General features: G+C 40.2%; 29 protein-coding genes and 1 pseudogene. 14 read left to right on the forward strand and 16 right to left on the reverse strand.

The features are described 5' to 3' along the window. Positions 1-283 precede the first annotated feature (283 nt). The 3 genes from rpmG to B0184_RS04435 all read right to left on the reverse strand — a co-directional run bounded on the left by rpmG (position 284) and on the right by B0184_RS04435 (position 1,132). Positions 284-454 (reverse strand): 50S ribosomal protein L33, encoded by a 171-nt coding sequence (gene rpmG / locus B0184_RS04425; RefSeq protein ID WP_005706939.1) that lies wholly within the window; start codon positions 452-454, stop codon positions 284-286. A gap of 11 nt (positions 455-465) precedes the next feature. Next, positions 466-702 (reverse strand): 50S ribosomal protein L28, encoded by a 237-nt coding sequence (rpmB, locus tag B0184_RS04430; RefSeq protein WP_005599762.1) that lies wholly within the window; start codon positions 700-702, stop codon positions 466-468. 169 nt (positions 703-871) lie between these two features. Beyond that, positions 872-1,132 (reverse strand): hypothetical protein, encoded by a 261-nt coding sequence (locus B0184_RS04435; RefSeq protein WP_005710079.1) that lies wholly within the window; start codon positions 1,130-1,132, stop codon positions 872-874. 328 nt (positions 1,133-1,460) lie between these two features. On the opposite strand from B0184_RS04435, the gene B0184_RS10730 reads away from it, so the two are divergent. The 3 genes and pseudogenes from B0184_RS10730 (at position 1,461) to B0184_RS10655 (ending at position 2,312) form a co-directional block, all read left to right on the forward strand. Then, a complete protein-coding gene (locus B0184_RS10730) occupies positions 1,461-1,667 on the forward strand; it encodes a hypothetical protein (protein WP_039851674.1) in 207 nt (68 codons plus the stop codon). A gap of 141 nt (positions 1,668-1,808) precedes the next feature. Continuing rightward, a pseudogene (locus B0184_RS10650) lies at positions 1,809-2,021 on the forward strand (helix-turn-helix domain-containing protein); the annotation flags it as partial. A gap of 12 nt (positions 2,022-2,033) precedes the next feature. Then, a complete protein-coding gene (locus B0184_RS10655; RefSeq protein ID WP_050855464.1) occupies positions 2,034-2,312 on the forward strand; it encodes a rhodanese-like domain-containing protein in 279 nt (92 codons plus the stop codon). Positions 2,313-2,383: 71 nt separating this feature from the next. Here the strand turns inward: B0184_RS10655 and B0184_RS04450 are convergent, their stop codons facing one another. From B0184_RS04450 to B0184_RS04490, 11 genes are all read right to left on the reverse strand, one after another. Then, positions 2,384-5,068, reverse strand: a complete 2,685-nt coding sequence (locus B0184_RS04450; protein WP_005708172.1) for a YadA-like family protein — start codon at positions 5,066-5,068, stop codon at positions 2,384-2,386. A 253-nt stretch (positions 5,069-5,321) separates the two neighbouring features. After that, positions 5,322-5,438 carry an IS3 family transposase gene (locus B0184_RS10855; protein WP_080565535.1) on the reverse strand — a complete coding sequence of 39 codons (117 nt, stop codon included), beginning with the start codon at positions 5,436-5,438 and terminating at the stop codon, positions 5,322-5,324. Continuing rightward, positions 5,439-5,723, reverse strand: coding sequence for a DDE-type integrase/transposase/recombinase (locus B0184_RS04455; protein WP_158077811.1), 285 nt, complete (start codon positions 5,721-5,723; stop codon positions 5,439-5,441). It lies immediately after the preceding gene. Beyond that, positions 5,716-6,042 carry a transposase gene (locus B0184_RS04460; RefSeq protein ID WP_078177617.1) on the reverse strand — a complete coding sequence of 109 codons (327 nt, stop codon included), beginning with the start codon at positions 6,040-6,042 and terminating at the stop codon, positions 5,716-5,718. Before B0184_RS04460 ends, B0184_RS04455 begins: the two co-directional genes overlap by 8 nt. A 100-nt stretch (positions 6,043-6,142) precedes the next feature. Then, positions 6,143-6,730, reverse strand: coding sequence for a molecular chaperone TorD (gene torD, locus B0184_RS04465; protein ID WP_005708965.1), 588 nt, complete (start codon positions 6,728-6,730; stop codon positions 6,143-6,145). After that, positions 6,730-9,213 carry a trimethylamine-N-oxide reductase TorA gene (gene torA / locus B0184_RS04470; RefSeq protein ID WP_005708950.1) on the reverse strand — a complete coding sequence of 828 codons (2,484 nt, stop codon included), beginning with the start codon at positions 9,211-9,213 and terminating at the stop codon, positions 6,730-6,732. Before torA ends, torD begins: the two co-directional genes overlap by 1 nt. Before the next feature lie 8 nt (positions 9,214-9,221). Next, positions 9,222-9,848, reverse strand: coding sequence for a hypothetical protein (locus B0184_RS04475; RefSeq protein ID WP_005708949.1), 627 nt, complete (start codon positions 9,846-9,848; stop codon positions 9,222-9,224). A 156-nt stretch (positions 9,849-10,004) separates the two neighbouring features. After that, the gene (locus tag B0184_RS10790) at positions 10,005-10,139 is read right to left on the reverse strand and encodes a hypothetical protein (RefSeq protein WP_005708955.1); all 135 of its coding nucleotides are present in this window, start codon (positions 10,137-10,139) and stop codon (positions 10,005-10,007) included. 16 nt (positions 10,140-10,155) lie between these two features. Next, positions 10,156-10,821 (reverse strand): RadC family protein, encoded by a 666-nt coding sequence (gene radC, locus B0184_RS04480; protein WP_005708960.1) that lies wholly within the window; start codon positions 10,819-10,821, stop codon positions 10,156-10,158. Between the two features lie 204 nt (positions 10,822-11,025). Then, the gene (gene asd / locus B0184_RS04485) at positions 11,026-11,919 is read right to left on the reverse strand and encodes an archaetidylserine decarboxylase (RefSeq protein ID WP_005708958.1); all 894 of its coding nucleotides are present in this window, start codon (positions 11,917-11,919) and stop codon (positions 11,026-11,028) included. A 163-nt stretch (positions 11,920-12,082) separates the two neighbouring features. Then, positions 12,083-12,451, reverse strand: coding sequence for a ComEA family DNA-binding protein (locus tag B0184_RS04490; RefSeq protein ID WP_005708966.1), 369 nt, complete (start codon positions 12,449-12,451; stop codon positions 12,083-12,085). A 269-nt stretch (positions 12,452-12,720) separates the two neighbouring features. Between B0184_RS04490 and B0184_RS04495 the strand changes: the two genes are divergently transcribed. The 5 genes from B0184_RS04495 to rfaC all read left to right on the forward strand — a co-directional run bounded on the left by B0184_RS04495 (position 12,721) and on the right by rfaC (position 17,563). Next, positions 12,721-14,043, forward strand: a complete 1,323-nt coding sequence (locus tag B0184_RS04495; RefSeq protein WP_005708962.1) for a LysM-like peptidoglycan-binding domain-containing protein — start codon at positions 12,721-12,723, stop codon at positions 14,041-14,043. A 54-nt stretch (positions 14,044-14,097) separates the two neighbouring features. Further along, the gene (locus tag B0184_RS04500; RefSeq protein ID WP_005708954.1) at positions 14,098-14,511 is read left to right on the forward strand and encodes an MliC family protein; all 414 of its coding nucleotides are present in this window, start codon (positions 14,098-14,100) and stop codon (positions 14,509-14,511) included. Positions 14,512-14,544: 33 nt separating this feature from the next. Further along, positions 14,545-15,585 carry a lipopolysaccharide heptosyltransferase II gene (gene waaF / locus B0184_RS04505; RefSeq protein WP_005708953.1) on the forward strand — a complete coding sequence of 347 codons (1,041 nt, stop codon included), beginning with the start codon at positions 14,545-14,547 and terminating at the stop codon, positions 15,583-15,585. 58 nt (positions 15,586-15,643) lie between these two features. Beyond that, positions 15,644-16,546 (forward strand): hypothetical protein, encoded by a 903-nt coding sequence (locus B0184_RS04510; RefSeq protein ID WP_005708952.1) that lies wholly within the window; start codon positions 15,644-15,646, stop codon positions 16,544-16,546. A 63-nt stretch (positions 16,547-16,609) separates the two neighbouring features. Continuing rightward, a complete protein-coding gene (gene rfaC, locus B0184_RS04515; protein ID WP_039851444.1) occupies positions 16,610-17,563 on the forward strand; it encodes a lipopolysaccharide heptosyltransferase RfaC in 954 nt (317 codons plus the stop codon). A 47-nt stretch (positions 17,564-17,610) separates the two neighbouring features. On the opposite strand, the gene B0184_RS04520 is transcribed toward rfaC, so the two are convergent. Together B0184_RS04520 and B0184_RS04525 are read right to left on the reverse strand one after the other, a co-directional pair. Then, positions 17,611-17,922, reverse strand: coding sequence for a lipoprotein (locus tag B0184_RS04520; protein WP_005708961.1), 312 nt, complete (start codon positions 17,920-17,922; stop codon positions 17,611-17,613). A gap of 17 nt (positions 17,923-17,939) precedes the next feature. Then, complete coding sequence (locus B0184_RS04525) at positions 17,940-18,308, reverse strand: putative periplasmic lipoprotein (protein ID WP_005708963.1); 369 nt, start codon at positions 18,306-18,308, stop codon at positions 17,940-17,942. Between the two features lie 127 nt (positions 18,309-18,435). On the opposite strand from B0184_RS04525, the gene B0184_RS04530 reads away from it, so the two are divergent. The 6 genes from B0184_RS04530 to accB all read left to right on the forward strand — a co-directional run bounded on the left by B0184_RS04530 (position 18,436) and on the right by accB (position 24,088). Then, on the forward strand, positions 18,436-18,708 hold the full coding sequence (locus B0184_RS04530) for a helix-turn-helix domain-containing protein (protein WP_005708957.1): 273 nt from the start codon (positions 18,436-18,438) through the stop codon (positions 18,706-18,708). Between the two features lie 230 nt (positions 18,709-18,938). Further along, the gene (gene rpsL / locus B0184_RS04535; protein WP_005708967.1) at positions 18,939-19,313 is read left to right on the forward strand and encodes a 30S ribosomal protein S12; all 375 of its coding nucleotides are present in this window, start codon (positions 18,939-18,941) and stop codon (positions 19,311-19,313) included. A gap of 139 nt (positions 19,314-19,452) precedes the next feature. Next, positions 19,453-19,923 (forward strand): 30S ribosomal protein S7, encoded by a 471-nt coding sequence (gene rpsG / locus B0184_RS04540; protein ID WP_005708968.1) that lies wholly within the window; start codon positions 19,453-19,455, stop codon positions 19,921-19,923. A 101-nt stretch (positions 19,924-20,024) separates the two neighbouring features. Further along, positions 20,025-22,130 (forward strand): elongation factor G, encoded by a 2,106-nt coding sequence (fusA, locus tag B0184_RS04545; RefSeq protein ID WP_005708956.1) that lies wholly within the window; start codon positions 20,025-20,027, stop codon positions 22,128-22,130. A 70-nt stretch (positions 22,131-22,200) separates the two neighbouring features. Next, positions 22,201-23,385 carry an elongation factor Tu gene (gene tuf, locus B0184_RS04550; RefSeq protein ID WP_078177606.1) on the forward strand — a complete coding sequence of 395 codons (1,185 nt, stop codon included), beginning with the start codon at positions 22,201-22,203 and terminating at the stop codon, positions 23,383-23,385. 235 nt (positions 23,386-23,620) lie between these two features. Next, complete coding sequence (gene accB, locus B0184_RS04555; RefSeq protein WP_005708061.1) at positions 23,621-24,088, forward strand: acetyl-CoA carboxylase biotin carboxyl carrier protein; 468 nt, start codon at positions 23,621-23,623, stop codon at positions 24,086-24,088. Positions 24,089-24,095: the final 7 nt, after the last annotated feature.

Below are 24,095 nucleotides of genomic sequence, written 5' to 3' on the forward strand. Positions count from 1 at the left end.
GTTTCTGAAAAAACAGATGCCATGGGGCATTTGACTCGCTACTTATTAAAAAAAGCGTTTCAGCTTTTTTGTTTTTACCCTAGTTTGCCCAAAGGACGGGCTAGGTTGGAAACAGTTTTTGATGTAGGGTTACAACAAAACGGGGCTATTGTACATTTTTATTGCGAAATGGAAAGCAAATTCAACCGCTTATGAGCTGAACGGCTAAATAAAAAGCAAACGTTTGCAGTAAAAATATATAAAAAACCCGAACATTTTGTTCGGGCTTAAAATCGGTCTAAAATTATTTAATTTTAGCTTCTTTATAGATAACGTGTTTACGCACTACTGGATCAAATTTTTTGATTTCCATTTTTTCAGGCATATTACGTTTGTTTTTGTCAGTTGTGTAGAAGTGACCAGTTTCTGCAGTAGAAACTAAACGGATTTTCTCACGGTTACCTTTAGCTGCCATTGGTTAGCTCCTTAGATTTTTTCGCCACGAGCACGGATTTCAGCTAATACTGCATCAATGCCTTTTTTATCAATAATACGCATACCTTTCGCTGTTAAGCGTAAAGTTACGAAACGGTTTTCAGACTCAACCCAGAAACGGTGAGTGTGAAGGTTAGGTAAAAAACGACGACGAGTCGCGTTTAATGCGTGTGAGCGGTTGTTACCAACTGCTGGACGCTTGCCGGTTACTTGGCAAACTCTTGACATTTTAATTCTCCAATTACTTAAGTAAGTTTGTATGGTTCGGGTGATGAGTGCTGACTCAACACAGCGTACTCACTACCTCGTCAGGTATAAACCCGACCAAAGACTATAATAAAGGTTCGCAATTATACTTGTTTTGCTTTGCTTATTCAAGCCCTTCTCTCAAAATTGCCTATTTTTTCGTGAGGTGATATGCCTTATCCATTGCCATAATTACTTCCCGTACTACCTTTTTCTGCTCCTGCGGTAAGTTTAAGAAAATCTGAAAAAGCGTCTGATCTTGATAACTTGCCGCACTTTCCCAAATATGCTTGTTTGATTCTTTTTTCTTCTCTAATTTGGCAACTTGGTAGGCTTTTTCATCTGAAACCAATTCGTGAATATCAATTTCAAGCCATTCAGCAAGAGTTTTTAGATGTTTAGCAGTAGGCATACGCTCGCCTCTTAGCCAATGACCAAACGCGTGCACACCAATTGCTTTTCCATAATGATGCAAATTAAGAAAAAAAGAACCTTATAGTGATAAATCTAATAACGTTACACTTTGTCAAAATAAAAGTATTTCTTACGTAAAACGAGAAGAAATCCCTACAAATAAACAACTTATTGATCAATATAAATTATTTGTACCAAAGGCAATTGGCTCTGGAGATAGTAAAACCGACTGGGTAAAACCGATTTATGCCGAACCCAATACAGCTTGTACAGAAACTTATCTTGTTATAGGACCATTTGAAGATAAACAAACTTGTGAAAATGTGATGAGTTACATTAATACACGTTTTTTCCATTTTATGCTTACGCTCAAGAAAAATACCCAACATACCACTAAAAAAGTCTATGAACTTGTTCCAATACAAGACTTCTCTAAACCATGGACAGACAAAGAACTCTATGAAAAATATCCATTAACGCAAGCAGAAATTGAATATATTGAATCAATGGTTCGCCCGATGACAAATGAATAACACTCAAGATCCCCCTCTTTAGAAAAGAGGGGTTGGGGAGGGTACAACCTGATAACATCATTTACATTCTAACCCGAGGACATCGTTTACATTTTTCCCGTAAACTTATCATCAAAATACCAAATCCACTGGAGATTGATGATGCCTTGGATAGAGACCGATGCGATGCAACAGCGTGTACTTTTCTTAAAAGCGTGGCTAAGCCAACGCTATACTAAAACTGAACTGTGTCAGAAGTTTAATATTAGCCGTCCAACGGCAGATAAATGGATTAAACGCCACGAACAGCTTGGCTTTGAGGGCTTAACCGAGTTATCTCGTAAACCTCATCATAGCCCCAATGCCACGCCACAACAAGCTTGGGAAATGGTTCAACAAGGGGCAGTGTTAGCTGATATTCGTGATGATACCCGCTTTACCCACTCACCTCCTAAAGGTGCCTTTCATTTAACGAATCAAAGTTTTTTGCAATTTGAAGAGTTAGTCGATTTCGACTCCCCCATTATTGTGAATTGCTATCATGGCGTGAGCAGTAAAAATGTAGCAACCTTTCTAGTGGAACAAGGCTATGAAAATGTGTTTAGTATTATTGGTGAATTTGATGGCTGGTGTCGAGCAGAATTACCAATTGATACAGCTTATTAATGTGTTTTAAATAAAATTGATTTGATGAAAAAAGTGCGGTGAAATTTCACCGCACTTTTGTGTTTCTTAGCTTACCATTCGTAGCCTACGCCAACGGAGCTTACCACATCACCTTGGGTATTTGTGCTTCCACTTAGGCGGAATAATACTTTACCGTTGTCACTTGAGCGGCTATATCCCACTGCGATAGCATTTTGTCCTTTGAAGTTTCCTGCACCCGCAGAAATCATAGACTTACCATTACCTCGTACTTGTGGTAATCCAGCTATTGCAGCTGAACCCGCAATCCCAGCTTTCAGCATTTTATTATGTTGGGTAACTTTTTGATTAATAGCCTCGACAACAGAATAAAGTTGAGAACCGTTAATCGCATCCGTTGATGTACTGGTAATGCGGCCTGCTGCAACGTGAGTAATTTGACGCTCTTTACCTTCTGCACCTACGCTGACAGTTGATGTTGGATTTGTACCAGCAAATCGATAAGTTGTGCCCTGAATAGTGATGCTTTCTACTGGCATTGGCTTACTTGGCGCAGATTCATTACCTAATACCACAGCACCATCAAACCCCGCATCAACAGTGACATTATTGCCTAACACCATCACATTATGTGATGCAACTTTATTTCCCGCACCAATCGCTACAGAATTATTACCAGTTACCTCATTTTTTGTACCGATAGCAATTGAGTTTGTACCGCTCGCAAAGGATTCTTTCCCTGCAGCAATTGAGTTTTCACCAATGTTAGAAAAATGACGTGTTAGTTTTTCCTCTAACTCTTTTAATGCTTTTTCCTTTTTTGCTCGCTCTTTTTCAAACTCTTCTTTTTCTACTTGTTTTTTTGCAAGTTCTTCTTGTTTTTGTTTTAATTCATTTGAATTATTTGAATCTGAAGCTGATTGTAGTTTGTCAATTTGAGATTTGAGATCCTTAATTTCCCGTTCCTTATCCTCAAATTTTATTTTAGCTTCATTTAAGGCATTTTGGGCTTTTTCAGATTCCTCTGTTATTCCCTTAACAACTTCATTGTATGGGTCATAAAGTTTCAATTTTTTAGCCCAATCAGTTAATTCTGTTGCTGTCTTTTTAGCATAGTCATTCCATAAATCTTTGGTTGATTCCTTAAATTTAAATTCAATATTTTCATAATAATTTTTAGAATCGTTTTTTAGTTTAGAGATTTCTTCATATAAACTGTTTCGTTTCGCTCTATTTTCTGGAGTAGGAGATTTGTTCGCCTCGTCATAAACAGCTATATAGTCTGAAATTTTCTTCGCAAAACTTTCTACATCTTTAAGTTGACGAAGAAAATCATTTTTATCAAAAAGCCATTTTTCCTCAGGTGCTTCACGATCAATTAGATTATCAAAGTCATTATAAAATGTATTTACCCATTCTCTTAGACGCTCCACATCCTGAGGGGTGTTAGTTTTTACTCCGTCAAAAAATTCATCAAAAAATCTTTGCGTTTGACCATAGTAAAGATAATACTCTGCTTTCTTTGCTTCATCGTCAAATCGATGCTCGACTTTATGATTATCATCACCGTAGTTCATGTCATCAAAATCACTTGGATTATAATGGTGTCTAGTTAATAAAAAATTACTGTGATTTATTTGATCATCACTAGCTTTTATTGGTGGAAGATAAAATACAGTATTCGCTACGTAATTTGGTTTGTAATAATTATCATCATGTATTTTATTAAGCTTATAAGCTTTACTTAAATCACTTATGACATTATTTTCACTTATCATTTTCAGTAGGGTAGAAAATTGCACATAACGCTCTTGTTTTTGGGATGAAAAAAAGTCATCTGTAATTCGGCTTGGTATGTTATCGATGCTTGTAATTTTTACAGGATCTACAGAAGTTACATTTTTTAGTAAATCTGTAATACCATCATAATCAGAAGCGTATGAACTTAGATCTCTTCCAGCCCCGTGGGAAAATAAGTATTGTTCGTTTCTAGATCTAATCATATCTTCTATATTTTCTTTGTTATATTCAAATGATCCTCTAGCGTTATCATATCCATTAACTATAACTTCATATTTATCTATACCAAATTTTTTAATTTCAGAAACATTAGGGTAATCAGCCTCAACTCGCTCTTTTAGGTCTTTTGCTAGTTTTTGTACTCCTGTTGTTCCTGCAGAATTATCTGAAAGTTTATTCCAATCAAGTTTTTTAAGTTGTTCTAGGAATTTTATCGAAACATTTTCATCCTCTGAATAGATTGAAGGATAATGACTAGCGTATTCTTTAGCCTCTTCCCGCTCTTTGTCTAATTTGGCTAATTCTTTTTGTTTATTAGCCAAATCATTATTCAGCGAAGTAACAACTTGATTTTTTTTATCGTTAGATTGTTTGATTAAATCTGTTATTTCATTAATTCTTTTGTTCAGATCTTCAGCAGTTTTATTGCTGACTTCAATTTTTTTGTTTATATCGGAAAGTTCATTTTCTGCTTTGCTTTTGTTGGCAATCGTTTGCTTTTCTTCGTTTAATTTTTCATCAAATTCTTTGCGAGAAATATTGCCACCTGTTGCAACAGAATCATTACCTTGTGCTAAACCATATTTAGCTGTTACAGCATTGTTATAGCCAGTTGCAACGCCATGATCTCCGGTGACAATATTCCCTTCACCCGTTGTGGACGGGGCAGAATAGGCAAGGTTAGAAGATAAAGGCAATGTAAAGAGTAATAAGGCTACTGAACTTTTTGCAGTAGTTAAAGTAGTACGTTTTTTCAAAATATCCTCCTTGGATGATAATGTTAGGTTACATGTATAATTGGTTCGAGATTATATGATATGTTAAAATTAAAATATTAATAAAATTATCTGTTTTGTGATCTTGCTTGTGTTTTTTTTTATATTTTGAGTAAAATGTAACCAAATAGATGTAAATAAAGATATATTTAAACAATGATTGTATTTAGTAATCTGTCCTTAAAACAAGGGCAAACGGAACTTTGATCTGCCCCCAAAAAGTTGGACAGGTTAGTTAACTTAAATATTGAGCTCGGTATTGCACTGGGCTCAATCCTTTGAAAGCAAGTTTAATGCGTTTTTGGTTGTAATACACTAAATATTCTTCAATTTCAGCCTGTAATTCAGCAATTTAATGATAAGTCCGAGAGTAAAAATACTCTGATTTTAATATTGCAAAAAAGCTTTCAATCACCGCATTATCGTAGCAATTTCCTCGGCGACTCATACTTTGCACCGCTTTACCCTCCAACATCTTTACCCATTCCGCCGAGCCATACAATATACCTTGGTCGCTATGAATAATCGGGCATTCTGTCGGTTTAAGCCGACTAAGCCCTTGTTCTAACCTCTTTTTTACCAATGAAAACTTCAGGCGTGTCGTAAAGTTATAGGCAATAATTTCTCGGTTAGCCAAATCCATCAACTAGATAAGCAATCTCCGTACGAGCCAAGGCGAGCTCTCGTTGCAGCTTTTTAAACGCTTTAGGTGAAAAGTCTGTGGTTTCTGGAATTTCAATATCTTTCTTTTTCATCTTTGGCTTCACTATTTTCGGTGTTTGAAGGTTTGTATAAGGCGATTTTACGCCATCAGGCCCTCTTTCCCGAAATGCTTTTAGCCAATAAATGACGAGAGCGTGGGAAATTTGATGAAGTTTAGCCACCTCACGGATACCATAATCCTGTTCGGTGACAAGTTTGATAATTTTCAAACGAAATTGATAAGAGTAGGACATAATCTGCACCTCAAATTAGGTGTCCAGGTTTTGGGGTGCAGATCAACAAGCGGTCAATTCTTCGCAAGATTTTGCAAAAAATTGACCGCTTGGTGCTTTTCTAGCTTTCCGTTGCGTGCAATGCCAAAATCTTACACAGCAACGAAAATAGTGCTGGGTAAAACTGATTTTGAAGGGGAATTTTTGCCAATTTTTCTGTCATCTTCGGCAGCCACGTTTGCAGCTGTTCGCGGATAAATTGACGTTGTTCAGCAAGTGTTTTTTGCTCAACAAGCTTAAGCAAAATTTCCAAATAGACGCAAAGATGATCGCTCGGTTCATTCACTTGGCGGTTGGTTTGCAAGCTAAACTCTGTTAAATAATCATCCATTTTTTGCAAGTTTTGCGTCAGTTCCTCGCCTGCTAAATAAGCGGAAGCATAAGGCATTGCACTGATTTTTCCCTCTAGCAAAAAGCATTCGGCAAAATCTGCCGCAAGTTCTAAACGGGCGTGTGGGTGGAGCTGCAAGCTGGTAAGTGCAATTTCAAGCTGTGCGATTTCAGCAGCAAAACCCGCTTCTTTCAAAAAGGCAAAAAACGGGGTAAATTCGCCCGCTTGTAAGCTTTGCAATTGTGCATCGGTAAGTTCCCGTCCGAGTATATTGCTAAACCAGCGATAGATAAATTGGTACTCTTCTTTTTGGAACATTACGCTCGCTCCACTATTTTCGGGCCGCTAAAGCCGTTCGGCTCAGGAGCTTCGCCTTGCCATTTTTCCACATTGACTAAGCAAGTGCTGACACAAGTTGCTTGCGAGAGTTTAGATGCACCAATGTCTAACGTTAAGGTATTTGGGCAGCCGTAGGTGTCAATTGAGCCAACTTTTTCATCAAGTGGTGAGAACCACGCTCCTTCTTGCAAACGCACCACACCTGTTGGGAAGTTATCCGATAATACTGCCCCTACTAACACTTGCCCGCGTTCATTGTAAACACGCACTAAATCACCGTCTTGAATACCAAGTTTCGCCGCATCTTGCGGGTTCATATAGAACGGTTCACGCCCTTTTACGCTGTATGTATCACGTAAGTTTTTCGCTTCGCACAGCTGAGAATGCAAGCGTTTGTCGGGGTGAACTGATTGCATCCAGAACGGGTAGCGTTCTGAGTTTGGTCCGCCGTGTGAGCGTTCGGCTTTTTCGAACCACATTGGATGCCCTTTGCAATCGGCATAGCCATAGCTGGCGATTTTTTGGCTGTAAATTTCGATAAAGCCTGATGGCGTGCCAAGGGCGTGCAATTCAGGATCTTCGCGGAAATCAGCGTGGCGCACCCAAGGTTTGCCCTCTGGGAAAAGCACGTAGCCTGTTTTCCAAAACTCCTCGAACGGTGGCATTTCAAACTTGCCACGGTTGGCGTTGCGACAATCACGGTAGAGGCGTTCCACCCATTCCATTTCGTCCATTCCGCGGCAATATTCTTCCGCTTTGCCAAAGCGTTCGCATAAGCCTTTAAAGATCTCAAAATCGGAGCGGGCTTCATACATCGGCTCAACCAATTTGTGCATCGCTAATACCCCACGGTTGCTGTAAGAGCCATAGGCGTCGATGTCGTTACGTTCAAATGGCGTGCAAGCAGGTAGCACTATGTCGGAGAAACGGCAAGTTGCTGTCCAGCTGTAATTAAGCGAAACCACGGTTTCCAATTTTTGGAAGGCTTGCTTCATTTTGTTCAATTGCGATTGGCGGCTCCACTGGTTACAGCCTGAAAAAATTGCCATTTTATACGGGGCGTAGGTGATTTTTTTGCCGTTGTAATCAATGGTTTCGCCCGCGTGAAGTAATGCATCGGTGGTACGAGCCACAGGGATGACTTCGCTATAACCTTGGTAATCTTTGTTGTTGTATTTCGGTGTTTGCCCTTCATCTAAATTCGATGGAAAGGAACCTGGCATTGAAGCCCCAGAGCTTGAAACGCCCACCGAGCTGTAATGGTGTGCGTAGCTAATGCCTCCACCTGCTAAGCCAATTTGCCCGAGCATCGCGGCTAATACTGCCCCCATCCAATAAGGTTGCTCACCGTGTTGTTGACGTTGGATTGCCCAGCCAAAAATCAGTTGGGTGCGTTTTCCTGCCAACATCCGTGCAAATTCGCGGATTTTCTCGGCAGAAACGCCACAAATTGGTGCAGCCCACTCTGGCGTTTTAGCGATTTTATCTTCGGTCTCGCCCAGCAAATAAGGCACGAATTTCTCAAAACCAAGGGTGTAAATATCAAGGAAAGCTTTATCGTATAAATTCTCAGTGTAAAGTGTATGGGCGATTGCCAACATAAACGGCATATCCGCTTGTGGGTTTACGTAAAAATGGTCGCAGCCCAAATAATTTTGCGTTTTGCTTTTCACAGGATCAACACACACCACGTTGATCGCGTTGTTCTTCACTTTCTCTTTTAGCTGCTCAAAATAGGCATAAGCCTCGTGCGTTTCGCAGTTCCAGCCCACTTGTAAATTTTTGATTGGATCGTTCGCCCAGAAGATCAGGTTTTCGGTCTCTTTTAAAATGATCTCCCATGATGTGCCTTGCGAGTAAACCTCGGTTGAACCCAGCACATACGGCAGAATGGTTTGCCCTGCACCTGTGGAGTAATCGCCCACTGTACCAACACTATGCCCGTGCATCGCAATGGCACGGATCATATGGTTACCGCAGCTGTGGAATTGCCCCGAAGAACGCCAGCCGACATTGGCAGTGTGAAGTGCCCAAGGGCCGTAATTTTGCTGGATGCGTTCCAGTTCTTGATAGAAAAGATCGAGTGCTTCATCCCAACTGACGCGAACAAAGCGGTTGTCGCCACGTTGCAAGCGGTCGCTTTTTTCACGATTTTTGAGCCAATCTAATCGTACCATCGGATAACGCACGCGAGATTCGCCATACAAAATACCTTTGATGCCTTGGATCATTTCGGTTGGGTGTTTGTCAAATTCAAAAGGTTTGATTTCAGCCAATTTGCCATTGATCACTTTGGCACGTACCGCTCCCCATTGGCAGCCTGTGACTTTCCATTCATCGGGTGTGCTTGTGCTATTTGCTTTCGCTTCACGCGGAACAAGGAAAGAGGGCATCGCAAGCGTTGCGGTCATCAGCGACATTTTTTGTAAAAATTGGCGACGTGAAAATTCAAGAGAAGACATACAAATTCCTATTTTGACGCATCAGCGGCGTGTAATTGTAAATAACGAAGCACTTGTTTTTGTTGCTGTTTATCCATATCGGTAAAGCCGACCATGCCATTAAACACTGCCACCCACTCATTCGCATCGTGCATTTTCGGATCGCGCTGTTTGTGGCAAACGCTGCATTCAGTTTTGAAAGTGCTTTCTGCATTCGCCCAGAATGCGGTGAGATTTTGGCTAAGTTCCGATTTTTTCACCCAAACTTTTGTTTTGACTTTCTGCCAAACTAAGCCTGTGAGTGGATCTTCTTTGTTCTCTAACACCTCAAAATTGGAAGCGTTTTGAGTGAAGGTTTTATCAAATACCGCATCGGTAATATGTTTTGCAAATTGGTTATACCAAATTCGCCCAAATCCTTTGGTTTTCCGCCACATTTCAAGCTCAAGCTGATCGGCATTTTGCGTGGTTTGTACTAATTTTACAGGTACGCCTGCTTCTAGTTCGCCAATGGGTTTGGAAAGGGCTTCATCTGCATACAACGGCAGACTTTCTGGCGTGTAAGAATAAGGGGAAGCGGTTGAATTTGGGGAAAATATTGCAAATGACAAGCTCAAAATGAGCGAGGAAAATAGGGAAGAAAATCGCATTTTCATAGAGAAATCACTCGAAATAATAAAATATCGTCACAACTGAGTTGTTCGGGTATGGGGGCGTGTTGCACACACTCTTTTACATCATTGGTATATCAGGCGTGTGAAACATACCCCTACGAAAGAAAATAGATGGTATCAATTATCCACAACCTTCATCTATTTACCTTGATTTATATCATAAATGCAGGATTTTAACACTTTCGCAAAATCTTGGGCAGAACCGACCGCTTGATCTAAATAAAGTGCAGGTTCAATTAGCTCCAATTCGTTGAGCAGAAATCTGTACGCCATAAGCCGAATAATTTTCTTATGAAATTTGGAGTTTTTCTTCTTCAAAAGAGAAGTAATCTCCTTTTCCCACGATAATATGATCGACAAATCGAATATCGACCAAATCGCACGCCAGTTCAATACGTCTGGTTAGATGGCGGTCGGCATCGCTTGGTGTGCACTCGCCTGAAGGATGGTTATGCGCGATGATAATCGCTGCTGCATTGCATTTTAGCGCTGCTTTTATCACTTCTCGTGGATGCACACTGGCTTGATTTATCGTGCCAAAAAACATTTTTTCGGTGCGAATCAACCGGTTTTGATTATCTAAAAAGATCACCATAAACACTTCACGCTCCCAATGCTCAAGCTCCGATTGGAAATACATAATCGCCATATATGGCTCACTGATGGTTTCGTTTGCCTCCATCTGTTGTGAAAGATAACGCTTGGTCATCTCTTTTGTGGCTTGTAGTTGAATATATTGTGTTTTTCCTAAGCCTTTGACTTTACAGAAATCTTCGACCGAAGCGGTTAATAATCCGCGTAAACTGCCAAAGGTTTTGAGTACATTTTCCGAAAGTTGCATTACGGGAATGCCACGAATCCCCGTGCGTAAGAAAATTGCCAATAACTCTTGATCGCTCAATGCTTCCACGCCTTGTTGCAACAATTTCTCGCGTGGCATTAATGTTTTATCCATATTATCCTCTACTGATTAAATCGTTGAGAGAATAAAAAAGATAAGGCAAAGAGGCAAAAGGCAATTGCCAAATTTTCGAGCAAGATCGCAAAATAAATGAAAGTAATGTTTGAATTGTAAGCAGCCAGTGAAATGGAGTTTTTATTGTTTCAGTTGAGATAATTTTAAGGGCGTGTTTAATTAGATTAACACGCCCTTTAATATCTATTTATTAAAATTTCCTAATAATTCGCCCATTCTGGTTTTGCTGCCAGTTTGGATTCCTTCCGCAAAAGTCATCATATTTTGAGGAAAAAGATTGATCACGGTTGAACCTAAGCGGAATGCGCCCATTTCTTCGCCTTTTTTCAAGCTGATAGCTTTTTCGCCTTCGGTTTCATAGTGATATTCCACCACCTCATTTGGACGAGGTGGGTTAATAATGCCTGCCCAAACGGTGCTCATACTTGCTGTGATAGTCGCACCAACTAAAATCTGTACCATTGGTCCAAATGCGGTTTCAAATTCACAAATCACACGTTCATTGCGAGCAAATAAATTTGGCACGTGTTCTGCTAAAAATGGATTTACAGAGAATAACTCACCTGGCACGTAAATCATTTTTTTGAGCACAGCATCACACGGCATATGCACTCTGTGGTAATCGCTTGGCGATAAATAAGTGGTAATAAAATTGCCATTTTTGAATTTTTCTGCCATTTCCAGATCTCTGGCAAGCAAGGTTTCAAGCGTGAAGAAATGTCCTTTTGCTTGAATAAGTTGATTTTCTACGATGCTACCATATTCACTTACACGGCCATCCGCAGGTAAAGCAATGGTATTTTCGCCTTCTACGATAGGGCGAGCCCCCGCTTTTAATGGGCGGATAAAAAACTCGTTAAAGGTGGCGTAATCTGAAGGTGCTGTTTTTTCCGCTTCACTTAAATTTACGTGATATTGTTTGGCAAATAGTTTGATGATGAAATGAGTCACTGATCCCCATTTTTGTTGAGCAAGCCAGCCTGCTGCACGGGTAATGGAAAGTTGAGGTAAAAGATAGTGACAGGCAATCTTTATGCGTTGCCAGTAAGTTGGGGTTGGATAGGCTTTAAGTGCCATAACATTATCCTTTCTGTTGTTTTGAAAATGGGCGATTATAACAGAAAAGCGGTTGAGACCAAATATGTAAAAGGTTGTTGAACCGAACGTGAGTTGAGCCCTCTTTAATCCTCATAGACACAACCCACCCAATTCTGCTCGGTTCAACAAATCCGAGAAATGCTTATAAAACGATACGTGAGCGGTTTTTCTCAACTGTCGCAGCACCAATGCCTGAAACTTCTTTTAATTGCTCAATGCTTAGGAAAGCACCGTTTTTCGTGCGGTAGTCAACAATAGCTTGGGCTTTTTTCGCTCCGATGCCAACCAGTTTGTCTTGAATTTCTGCTGCTGATGCAGTGTTAATGTTGACGGCATTCGGATCGACAGCAACTTGTTGAATACTAACAGGTGCTGTAGAGGCAGCAGGTGCGGTTACAACGGTGGTTTGAACAGGTTGCACTGCTGGCTGTGTTGTGACTTCATTGGCAAATACTGCAGTTGAGAATAAGCCAATCATGAGAGATGTTGCAAAAGTGTTGATTTTTTTCATAAAGTCCTCTTGTAGATAAAATGGTCAGAAAAATGAACCGAAGGAAAGATACAGAGGGTTGAAAAAGCCTGCAACGAGCAAAAATGAATTTTTCGAGCGTGCTCGAAAAAATAGAGTAAAGCGGTTGATTTTTGCGAGAAATTTGCAAAATAGAGCAAATTGCTTGATTAAATGAAAAGAAATGTGAAAATTTTTTGAAAAATCGTGCTGATAAGCTAGAAATCCTTTAAAATAGCAAAAATTTTTATTTTTAATTTATGGAATTTGATATGAATCAGAACGAACGCAAAGAGCCAACTTTTGGGGAAAATAATACAAAAAGCATCGCACCTTCATTACATACAACGCAATCGCCAGGGCATACATTTACACCTGTCATTAAACCATCAAGCTCTGTAAAATCAGAATTACCTAAAATGGATGGCGGAGAAGCAGTAAAACCAGCAGGCTTAGCATTTACTACAGAAGATAAAAATGTAGAAATCAAAACTGCTCAGGCTAGTCAAACAGCAAACGAACAAACCGAAGAAAAAACTGAAGAAGTTAAGTCTGTTGCAAAAGAAACAGCAAAAGTTGCAATTAATGCGGCAGAGCGCGTTATCCCAACCGCTTCAATAGAAAAAGTAACATCAGAAAATTCTGCGAAAGAGAAGTCATCAAAACATCGCCGTTTAGGTATCGTTGCTTTATTGGCTGTAGTTTTAGGGGCAATTTTCTTCTGGCTAAAACCAAGTACACCAGAGACTGTTGAAGAATTACAATCTCAACAGAGCGGTAGTTTACCTATTGAATTCCGCCCTGTAGATGAGGCAGAAGCTCAACGTCAAGAGGCTGAGGCAAAAGCCCAAGCTCAAGCACAGCAAGAAGCTTTAGCTCAACAACAAAATCAGCAACAAGCTCAGTTAGAACAACAAACACAGCAGCCAGCTCAACAAGTCGTTTCTCCAGTAGAGAAAACAGCAGAGCCGCAGCCTGTTCAACCTGTGGCAAATGAACTTGCTCAACCACAAGCTACATTACAAGCAAGTCAGTCTCAACCAATGACGGTTGTCACTGAAAAACCTGCGACTCAAGGCGGTGTAGTATATCAACCTGAAACATCAACAGCTCAAGTTGTTCAACCAAAAGTTGAGAAATTAAAAGCATCTCATCATGCAAATAATAAACAAGTAAATGCTCAACCAAAGGTTAAGGCGGTAACGAAAGCAGAGTTTGATACTAAGAAATCACAAAATGCTCAGTTAGATCGTTTAGTAAAAAATGTTGAAACGGGTAAGCCAGTTGTAGATAAAGCCACACTAGCTCCTTCATTAGCAGCAAAAACAGAAGCTGCAAAAAGTCAAAATGTGGTTATGGCGAGCAAAACATTAAGCGTGCCTAAAGGCGTCTCATTAATGCAAGTATTCCGTGATAATCAGCTCAATATTTCTGATGTGAATGCAATGAGTAAAGTGAATAACAAAGTGAGCAGTTTAAAAGTAAATGAAAAGGTAACTGTGCGTTTAGATAAAAATAACCGTGTGGTAGAAATGACTATCGGTTCAGGCGGTAAATTTACTCGCCAAGCAGATGGCACTTATCGCTTTAAATAATAATGTTAAAGAGCAACGCCAACACGTTGCTCTTTTGTTATAAAAGGGAAAAATATGTCTTTAAAGCTTAATATTAGCCTATTGGTATCGACATTATTGCTAATTTCGGGTTGCACAAAAGTTGCTGTTTCGCCTGTTGAGCAGGTGCAGCAAGTTCAGCAAACGAATAGTGACAATGCGGAGCAAGTTAAAGAAATTGCTCAACGTAGTGTGGTTAAAAACCAAGCGATGAACCTTTATTTGTGTCAAGATGATAAAGAAGTTCGCATATTGAAAACTAAAGGTAAAAAGAACAGTATTAGCGTTACCTTTATGGACGCGACCCATACTCTTTCGCCAACAGTCACAAAAAACGGCAAGAAATATAGCAATATTCGTTGGGTATGGTGGGAAATGCGTTCTGGGGTGGCGGAGCTCTATGATAATAACAAAAAAGTCCTTGCGAAAGAGTGCATTAAGCAACGTTAAGCATTAAATAAGCGGTTAAATTTAAGAGAAAAAATGAATATTTTAGTGATTGGTCCTTCGTGGGTGGGCGATATGATGATGTCGCACGCCCTTTATCAGCAACTCAAGGTGCAATATCCAGATTGCCAAATTGATGTAATGGCACCTGATTGGTGTCGTCAATTGTTGGCAAGAATGCCAGAAGTACGTAAAGCGATTTCTATGCCGATTGGGCATGGTGCTTTTTGTTTGGGCGAACGTTTCCAACTGGGGAAATTGCTTCGTAATCAATATGATATGGCGATTGTGTTGCCTAATTCGCTGAAATCTGCCTTTATTCCATTGTTTGCCAAAATTCCCGTGCGTCGAGGCTGGAAAGGGGAAAGTCGCTATTTCCTGCTGAATGATTTGCGTGCCAATAAAAATGATTACCCTATGATGGTGCAACGCTATATAGCGTTAGCCTTTGAAAAGGGGCAAGTGCCAACGGCGCAGAATTTACCGTTGCTTTATCCTTATTTGCAAACACAAGCGGTCGAAATTGAGGCAACAAAAGCAAAATTCTCACAGTTGCTAAACCAAGCGGAAAATCGCCATACGATTGGTTTTTGCCCAGGAGCAGAGTTTGGACCCGCAAAACGTTGGCCACATTATCACTATGCAAAATTGGCGGAAATGCTGATTGAAAAAGGTTATTCCGTTCAGTTATTCGGTTCGAAAAAAGATCAAGAAGCTGGTGAGCAAATTCGTCAAAGTTTACCTGAAAACTTACAGTCTTATTGCTTGAATTTGGCGGGTTTAACCGATCTCAATCAAGCGGTAGATTTAATTGCCGATTGTGCCGCGGTGGTCAGCAACGATAGCGGCTTAATGCACATTGCCGCCGCCTTGAACAAGCCGTTGATTGCGTTGTATGGACCAACTAGTCCTGCTTATACTCCACCTCTTTCTTCGAATGCCGAAGTCATTCGGCTCATTGAAGGTGGCTTGATTAAAATCCGCAAAGGTGAAGCAGCAGAAGGGTATCATCAAAGTTTGATTGATATTCAGCCTGAGATGGTGATGGAAAAGTTATTACAAAAACTCAATCCGTAGATATCAAGCGATTGGAGTTTACCGATAATTTGCAACGTTTATCTTTTGGGAGAACATAATGAACGAAGTATTAAGTCTAGAACACGTTGAAGTGCCTGCTTATGAATTTGAGGACTTCTATCCAGAGCATTTAGCCAAAGATGCGGCAGAACAGCATAAAAATAGTGCATTCTCAAGTACATTATCAGGCTTGGCGAAAGTCGCATCACTTAAATCATTAGCTGTAAAAAGTTCTAAACTTTTAAATAAAGATGAAGATATTGAACTTATTCGTTCCGAACGTCGATTAGAACCTTTCTGGAAAATTGAAGTGAAGCGTATTATCAATTATGAATTGGTGCAAAACTATCGCACAAATGTTGAAAATCCAGATGCGAAATCTGTGCTGATTGAAGATGCAAGCGAAGAAATTAAAGTAAATACCCCGCAGAATATGAACATTCAAACTAGTTATATCTCGTTTAATGTTAAGGAAATTTGCCAGCGAGATATCGTTTTTTCTAGTGTAATTGACGGTATGGAGCGTTCGCATGTTAATGAGTCTTTACTCCAAGCATATCTGAAAGAGCCGAAATATAGAAGTAAACCTTTAGAGTCAGAAGTAATTGAGCCTAGCTTACTGCAATCTGGGTTAATGCAACGTGCTCGTCAGAAGTTGTTAGAAACAACGATTATCAATGCCCCAACTTTAGATGAAAAAACGGTGATTGAATGCTTAGAAATTTACTTCCGCCCTGTGTTTGCTTTCGAGTATCGTCATAAAAAAGATAATAGAACTGCAATTATTGAAGTCGATGGTTTAACAGGAAAAGTGATTGATAACGGTACTTCTTGGTTTAGCCAAAAGGCGAATCAGGAGAAAATGAAATCACTCTTAAAAGATGTGGTTTCAGAGGTTGCGGGCTCAATCGTACCTGGTGGTGCAACAATTGCCAATATACTTTTAGATAATAAAAAATAGTGAGCATAGCGGTCTAATTTTGCAAATGTTTTGCAATTTTTAACCGCTTGCAAAATAACAATAATGAAAGTTCTCATCGTTAAAACCTCTTCCATGGGAGATGTGATTCACACCTTGCCCGCCCTGACCGATGCCCAGAAAGCGATTCCGAATATTCAATTTGATTGGGTAGTGGAAGAGGCATTTGCGGAAATTCCCTGCTGGCATTCAGCGGTTAATCGGGTCATTCCCGTTGCCATTCGCCGTTGGCGGAAAAATTTGCTGAATCGCCAAACGTGGCAAGAATGGCAATCCTATGTGAAAGCACTTCGAACAGAAGAATATGATGCTGTGATTGATGCCCAAGGCTTGATTAAAAGTGCGGTGTTGGTGACCAAACAGGCGCGAGGCACGAAATATGGTTACGATAAACATTCCGTCCGTGAAGGGTTGAGTAGCTGGTTTTACGACAAAACCCTTTCGATTGCGTATCAACAGCATGCCGTGGAGCGTATTCGCCAACTCTTTGCCGAAGCCTTAGGCTATGCATTACCGCAAACTATTGGCGATTACGGCATTGCCTCTCATTTTATGAAACAGCCGAAAAGTCCGACCGCTTATATGGTGGCAATTCACGCAACCACACGAGCAGACAAGCATTGGAAAGAAGCATATTGGGAAGAGTTAATCCGTTCAGTGACTATGCAAGGCTTGAGCGTGCATTTGCCTTGGGGAAATGCGGAAGAAAAAGCACGTGCCGAGCGGTTAGCGAAAGTCTCGGCTGATGTGGTAGTCTTGCCTAAATTAACGCTAGCAGAGCTGGCACAAGAGATCGCCAATGCAAAAGTGGTAGTTTCAGTGGATACGGGATTAAGCCACCTCACTGCCGCCTTAGATAAGCCAAATGTGATTTTATATGGTGCAACCGATCCGAAATTGATTGGGGCTTACGGCAAAAATCAGCATTATTTAACGGGCAATGGTATGGAAAGCATTTTGCCGTATCGTGTGTTGCAGGTGTTGGAGAATGAGCTGTAGTTGATAAAAAAGCGATAACTTCTGAAAGTTATCGCTTTTTTGTAAGGTTATTTAGCACAGTTTCCTAATGTTGGATCGATAACTTCAGTGTCTTCAATAGTTCTTCCGTTGTTGCTTGATTTAACGTTAATTAGTGCAACAGTACAGCTATTGCGAGATATAGCATCATTAATAGCTTCTTGGTATGCAGAATAACCGTAATTTTTTAGATTTACAACAACTTGTTTTCCTGGTTGTAAATTTTTATTAGTAAATTCATAATTTCTAGTACTTACAAGTGTTGGTTCTTCTAATGAATGAATTCCAAAACAACCTGAAAGTAAAAATACAGAAAATAGAACAGGAATAATTTTTTTCATCTTAACTTCCTTAAAGTTTATAAACGACGATTTGCACAGCCAGGCAAAGCAGTATCGATGAGCTGACGACCTTCTACTTCAATATCGTTTAATCCAACGGAGAATAACCAAGCTTTATTATAAGTTACGGTAACATCCGTTAGACCAACAACACATTTGTCTTGTTCAATTGCACGAGTAAGGGCGGTATTTACATCAGGATTACCAAGAGGAAAGATAAAGAAAATCAACGTTGTATCTCTACCATTTACCTTATCTCCTCTTGAAAAATTTTTAGAGTGAGTAATATCAACATTGCTATTACTCAAGACAGAATATTGTCCAACTTTAGATGAGCAAGCTACCATCCCAAAAGTTGCAAGTAAAACAAATAAAAGTTTTTTCATCTTAATTTCCTTATGAAAATTGGTCTGTAGAGGTTTGCTATGTTATATTTAGTACAAATTTAATCCAGTTACTCAAAGAGCAATTTGATACGCTCAGAGAGCTAAAAAATGACTAATAGGGTAGATTATGGAATCATCAGAAAAGATCAAAATTATGCGTGAAATGAACCAATGGACACAGGAAGAAGTGGCGGAGAAATTAGGTATGTCCACGACAGGCTATGCGAAGATTGAACGTGGGCAAACTAATGTGAGCGTAGAAAAATTAAAACAAATTGCTCAGGTTTTTAATGTGAACGTGGCTCAGCTATTAGATGATAACGAACGATTTGTATTATTTACGAATGTTGACAACCATTCCAATTACAGCAACTATTTCGGCACGAATGAAAAACTTTAACTGGAAAATGAGAAATTAAAGCAACTATTAAGTGCAAAAGAAAGCGAAATTGAAGCGTTAAAGAAAGTGATTGCCCTGTTAGAAAATGCAAAATAACTAGAAAAATAGACCGCTCGCAGACTTCTCACAATGCTTGACATTTAGCCAGCATCGCACTACAATTTACCGTCCTTTCCATAGGGGAAGGATTTTTTAATTTTATTTTTAATAATTTTAACTGGAGCTTTTAAATGGCAACTATCAACCAATTAGTACGCAAACCGCGTGTGAAAAAGGTTGTAAAAAGCAACGTTCCTGCATTAGAGGCTTGCCCGCAGAAACGTGGCGTGTGTACTCGTGTATACACTACTACACCTAAAAAACCAAACTCTGCATTACGTAAAGTTTGCCGTATTCGTTTAACTAACGGTTTTGAAGTAACTTCATACATCGGTGGTGAAGGTCATAACCTTCAAGAGCACAGTGTTGTGTTAATCCGTGGTGGTCGTGTTAAAGACTTACCAGGTGTGCGTTACCACACTGTACGCGGTGCATTAGACTGTGCTGGCGTTAAAGACCGTAAACAAGGTCGTTCTAAATACGGCGTTAAACGTCCTAAATCTTAATGGATCTCCGTTAAGTAAGGCCAAACGTCTAAATTTTTAAATTTATACCATAAACTCCAGTCAATCGTGCTAAAACAATGTTTAGCTACAATAGATGAGTTTTGGAATATCCTGAATATATATAAACGGAGTATTTACAATGCCACGTCGTCGTCGTATTGAACCTCGCAAAATTCTTCCAGATCCAAAGTTCGGTTCTGAATTACTTGCAAAATTCATCAACGTTTTAATGGTTGATGGTAAAAAATCTACAGCTGAAGCTATTGTTTACGGTGCTTTAGAAACTCTCGCACAACGTACAGGTAAAGATGCTTTAGAAGCTTTCGATGCTGCACTTGAAAATGTACGTCCAACTGTTGAAGTTAAATCACGCCGTGTGGGTGGTTCAACTTACCAAGTTCCAGTTGAAGTTCGTCCAACTCGTCGTAATGCATTAGCAATGCGTTGGGTAATTGAAGCAGCTCGTAAACGTGGTGACAAATCAATGGCATTACGTTTAGCAAACGAATTAACAGATGCAGCTGACAACAAAGGCTCAGCAGTGAAAAAACGTGAAGACGTTCACCGTATGGCTGAAGCGAACAAAGCGTTTGCACACTTCCGTTGGTAATCGTTGTTTTAAAACGAAATTGCTAGGCTTCATCTCGAATTTTTTAGGTGAAGCCTTACCATTATTAAGAATTTAAACCCCAAACAAGGTAATAAATAAAAATGGCTCGTGTAACTCCTATTGAGCGATATCGTAACATCGGTATCAGTGCTCATATCGACGCAGGTAAAACAACTACCTCTGAGCGTATTCTATTCTATACAGGTGTAAGTCACAAAATCGGTGAAGTTCACGATGGTGCTGCAACCATGGACTGGATGGAACAAGAACAAGAACGTGGTATTACCATCACTTCTGCTGCAACAACAGCATTCTGGTCTGGTATGTCACAACAATATCAACAACACCGTATCAACGTTATCGATACTCCAGGGCACGTAGACTTCACTATCGAAGTAGAACGTTCAATGCGTGTTCTTGATGGTGCGGTAATGGTTTACTGTGCGGTAGGTGGTGTTCAACCTCAATCAGAAACTGTATGGCGTCAAGCGAATAAATATGCTGTACCGCGTATTGCGTTCGTAAACAAAATGGACCGTACTGGTGCAAACTTCCTACGTGTTGTTGAGCAAATTAAAACTCGTTTAGGTGGTAACTCAGTTCCTCTTCAACTTCCAATTGGTGCAGAAGAAAACTTCAAAGGTGTGGTTGACTTAATCAAAATGAAAGCAATCAACTGGAACGAAGCTGACCAAGGTATGACATTCACATACGAAGATATCCCAGCGGATATGTTAGAAGCGTGTGAAGAATGGCGTAACAACCTTGTTGAAGCAGCAGCTGAAGCATCTGAAGAGTTAATGGACAAATTCTTCTCTGGTGAAGAATTAACTGAAGAAGAAATCAGAACTGCATTACGTCAACGTGTATTAGCAGGTGAAGTCATCCCAGTTTGCTGTGGTTCAGCATTCAAAAATAAAGGTGTTCAAGCAATGCTTGATGCGGTAATCGACTACTTACCAGCACCAACTGATATCCCAGCAATCAAAGGTATTAACGAAGACGAAACTGAAGGTGAGCGTCATGCAAGCGATGATGAACCATTTGCATCATTAGCATTCAAAATTGCAACTGACCCATTCGTAGGTAACTTAACTTTCTTCCGTGTGTATTCAGGTGTAATTAACTCTGGTGATACAGTTTACAACTCAGTTAAACAAAAACGTGAACGTTTCGGTCGTATCGTACAGATGCACGCAAACAAACGTGAAGAGATCAAAGAAGTTCGTGCGGGCGACATCGCTGCAGCAATCGGCTTAAAAGATGTTGGTACAGGTGACACATTATGTGCATTAGACGCACCAATCATTCTTGAGCGTATGGAATTCCCAGAGCCAGTAATCTCTGTTGCGGTAGAACCAAAAACTAAAGCTGACCAAGAAAAAATGGGCTTAGCATTAGGTCGTTTAGCACAAGAAGACCCTTCATTCCGTGTTCACACTGATGAAGAATCTGGCGAAACTATCATCTCTGGTATGGGTGAGTTACACTTGGACATCATCGTTGACCGTATGAAACGTGAGTTCAAAGTGGAAGCAAATATCGGTAAACCACAAGTATCTTACCGTGAAACAATCCGCACTCGTGTTAATGATGTGGAAGGTAAACACGCAAAACAATCTGGTGGTCGCGGTCAATATGGTCACGTTGTGATCGACTTATACCCATTAGATCCAGAAGGTCCTGGTTACGAATTCGTGAATGAAATCAAAGGTGGTGTAATTCCTGGCGAATATATCCCTGCAGTTGATAAAGGTATCCAAGAACAACTTAAATCTGGTCCATTAGCAGGTTACCCAGTAGAAGATATCGGTGTACGTTTACACTTCGGTTCATACCACGATGTGGACTCATCTGAGTTAGCGTTTAAACTTGCAGCGTCATTAGCATTTAAAGCAGCGTTTGCAAAAGCAAACCCAGTATTACTTGAGCCGATCATGAAAGTTGAAGTGGAAACTCCACCAGACTACGTGGGTGATGTAATCGGTGACTTAAGCCGTCGTCGTGCAATGGTAAATGGTCAAGAAGCAACAGAATTCGTTGTTAAGATCAATGCTGAAGTTCCATTATCAGAAATGTTTGGTTATGCAACAGACCTTCGTTCACAAACTCAAGGTCGTGCATCATACTCAATGGAACCATTAAAATATGCTGAAGCTCCGAAAAACGTTGCTGATGCAATCATTGAAGCACGTAAATCTAAATAATTAGATAAATCGTTATTTCAACCCGAGCCATAGCATAAGGTTATGGCTCATATTTTAGGAAACTATCAAAGTGTCTAAAGAAAAATTTGAACGTACAAAACCCCATGTAAACGTGGGTACAATCGGTCACGTTGACCATGGTAAAACAACTTTAACAGCTGCAATCACAACTGTATTAGCGAAACACTTCGGTGGTGCAGCTCGTGCATTCGACCAAATCGATAATGCGCCAGAAGAAAAAGCACGTGGTATCACCATCAACACTTCACACGTTGAGTATGATACAGCAACTCGTCACTACGCACACGTTGACTGCCCAGGACACGCGGACTACGTTAAAAACATGATTACTGGTGCGGCACAAATGGATGGTGCTATCTTAGTAGTGGCAGCAACAGACGGTCCTATGCCACAAACTCGTGAGCACATCTTATTAGGTCGCCAAGTAGGTGTTCCATACATCATCGTATTCTTAAACAAATGCGATATGGTTGACGATGAAGAATTATTAGAATTAGTTGAGATGGAAGTGCGTGAACTTCTTTCACAATACGACTTCCCAGGTGATGACACGCCAGTAGTACGCGGTTCAGCGTTACAAGCGTTAAACGGCGTAGCAGAGTGGGAAGAAAAAATTCTTGAATTAGCAAACCACTTAGATACATACATCCCAGAGCCAGAACGTGCGATTGATAAACCATTCTTATTACCAATCGAAGACGTATTCTCAATCTCAGGTCGTGGTACAGTAGTAACAGGCCGTGTAGAGCGTGGTATCATCAAAGCGGGTGAGGAAGTTGAAATCGTAGGTATCAAAGACACTACGAAAACAACTGTAACTGGCGTGGAAATGTTCCGTAAATTATTAGACGAAGGTCGTGCGGGTGAAAACGTTGGTGCATTATTACGTGGTACAAAACGTGAAGAAATCGAACGTGGTCAAGTATTAGCGAAACCAGGTACAATTACACCACACACAGACTTCGAATCAGAAGTGTACGTATTATCAAAAGAAGAAGGTGGTCGTCACACTCCATTCTTCAAAGGTTACCGTCCACAATTCTACTTCCGTACAACTGACGTAACTGGTACTATCGAGTTACCAGAAGGCGTAGAAATGGTAATGCCAGGCGATAACATCAAAATGACAGTATCATTAATCCACCCAATTGCGATGGACGAAGGTTTACGTTTCGCGATCCGTGAAGGTGGTCGTACAGTAGGTGCGGGCGTTGTTGCTAAAATCATCAAATAATTGATGGCTTAGTTAAAGCTTCACAAGAGAAGGCGTATCGAAAGGTACGCCTTTTTGTGTTTTTATTTTCCCTCCAAGTGGTCTAAGTTCCTGACATTTCCACTAAATTTCACAGATTTTAGTCGCAAAATTCACGAAAATCAGGTAATCTACGCACGTATTTTTATCCGTTTGTTCACTCTTCTTGAAGATCAAAATAAGCGGTCAATTTTATTTAACCTAATGGAATTTCACTATGGATATTCGCAAAATCAAAAAATTAATCGAATTAGTAGAAGAATCAGGCATTACCGAATTAGAGGTTTCTGAAGAAGAAGGTACTGTACGTATTAGCCGTGCGGCGCCAGCGGTTGCCCCAGCAGCAGTACAATATGTGGCAGCACCTCAACAAGCACCAGTTTCTGCACCTGCAGCTGCACCAACAGCTTCTGCTCCAGCTCAAGATGCCCCAGTTTCTTCTGAAGTTTCAGGTCACGCGGTACTTTCTCCGATGGTTGGGACTTTCTATCGTAGCCCAAGCCCAGAAGCGAAACCATTTATCGAAGTAGGGCAACAAGTAAAAGTTGGCGATGCACTTTGTATTGTTGAAGCAATGAAAATGATGAACCGTATTGAATCTGATAAAGCAGGCGTTGTAAAAGCAATCCTTGTCAATGATGGTGAAGCGGTTGAATTCGACCAAAAATTAGTAATTATCGAATAATTTAATC

The organism is Haemophilus paraphrohaemolyticus (assembly GCF_002015045.1).
Lineage (GTDB): Bacteria > Pseudomonadota > Gammaproteobacteria > Enterobacterales > Pasteurellaceae > Haemophilus_A > Haemophilus_A paraphrohaemolyticus.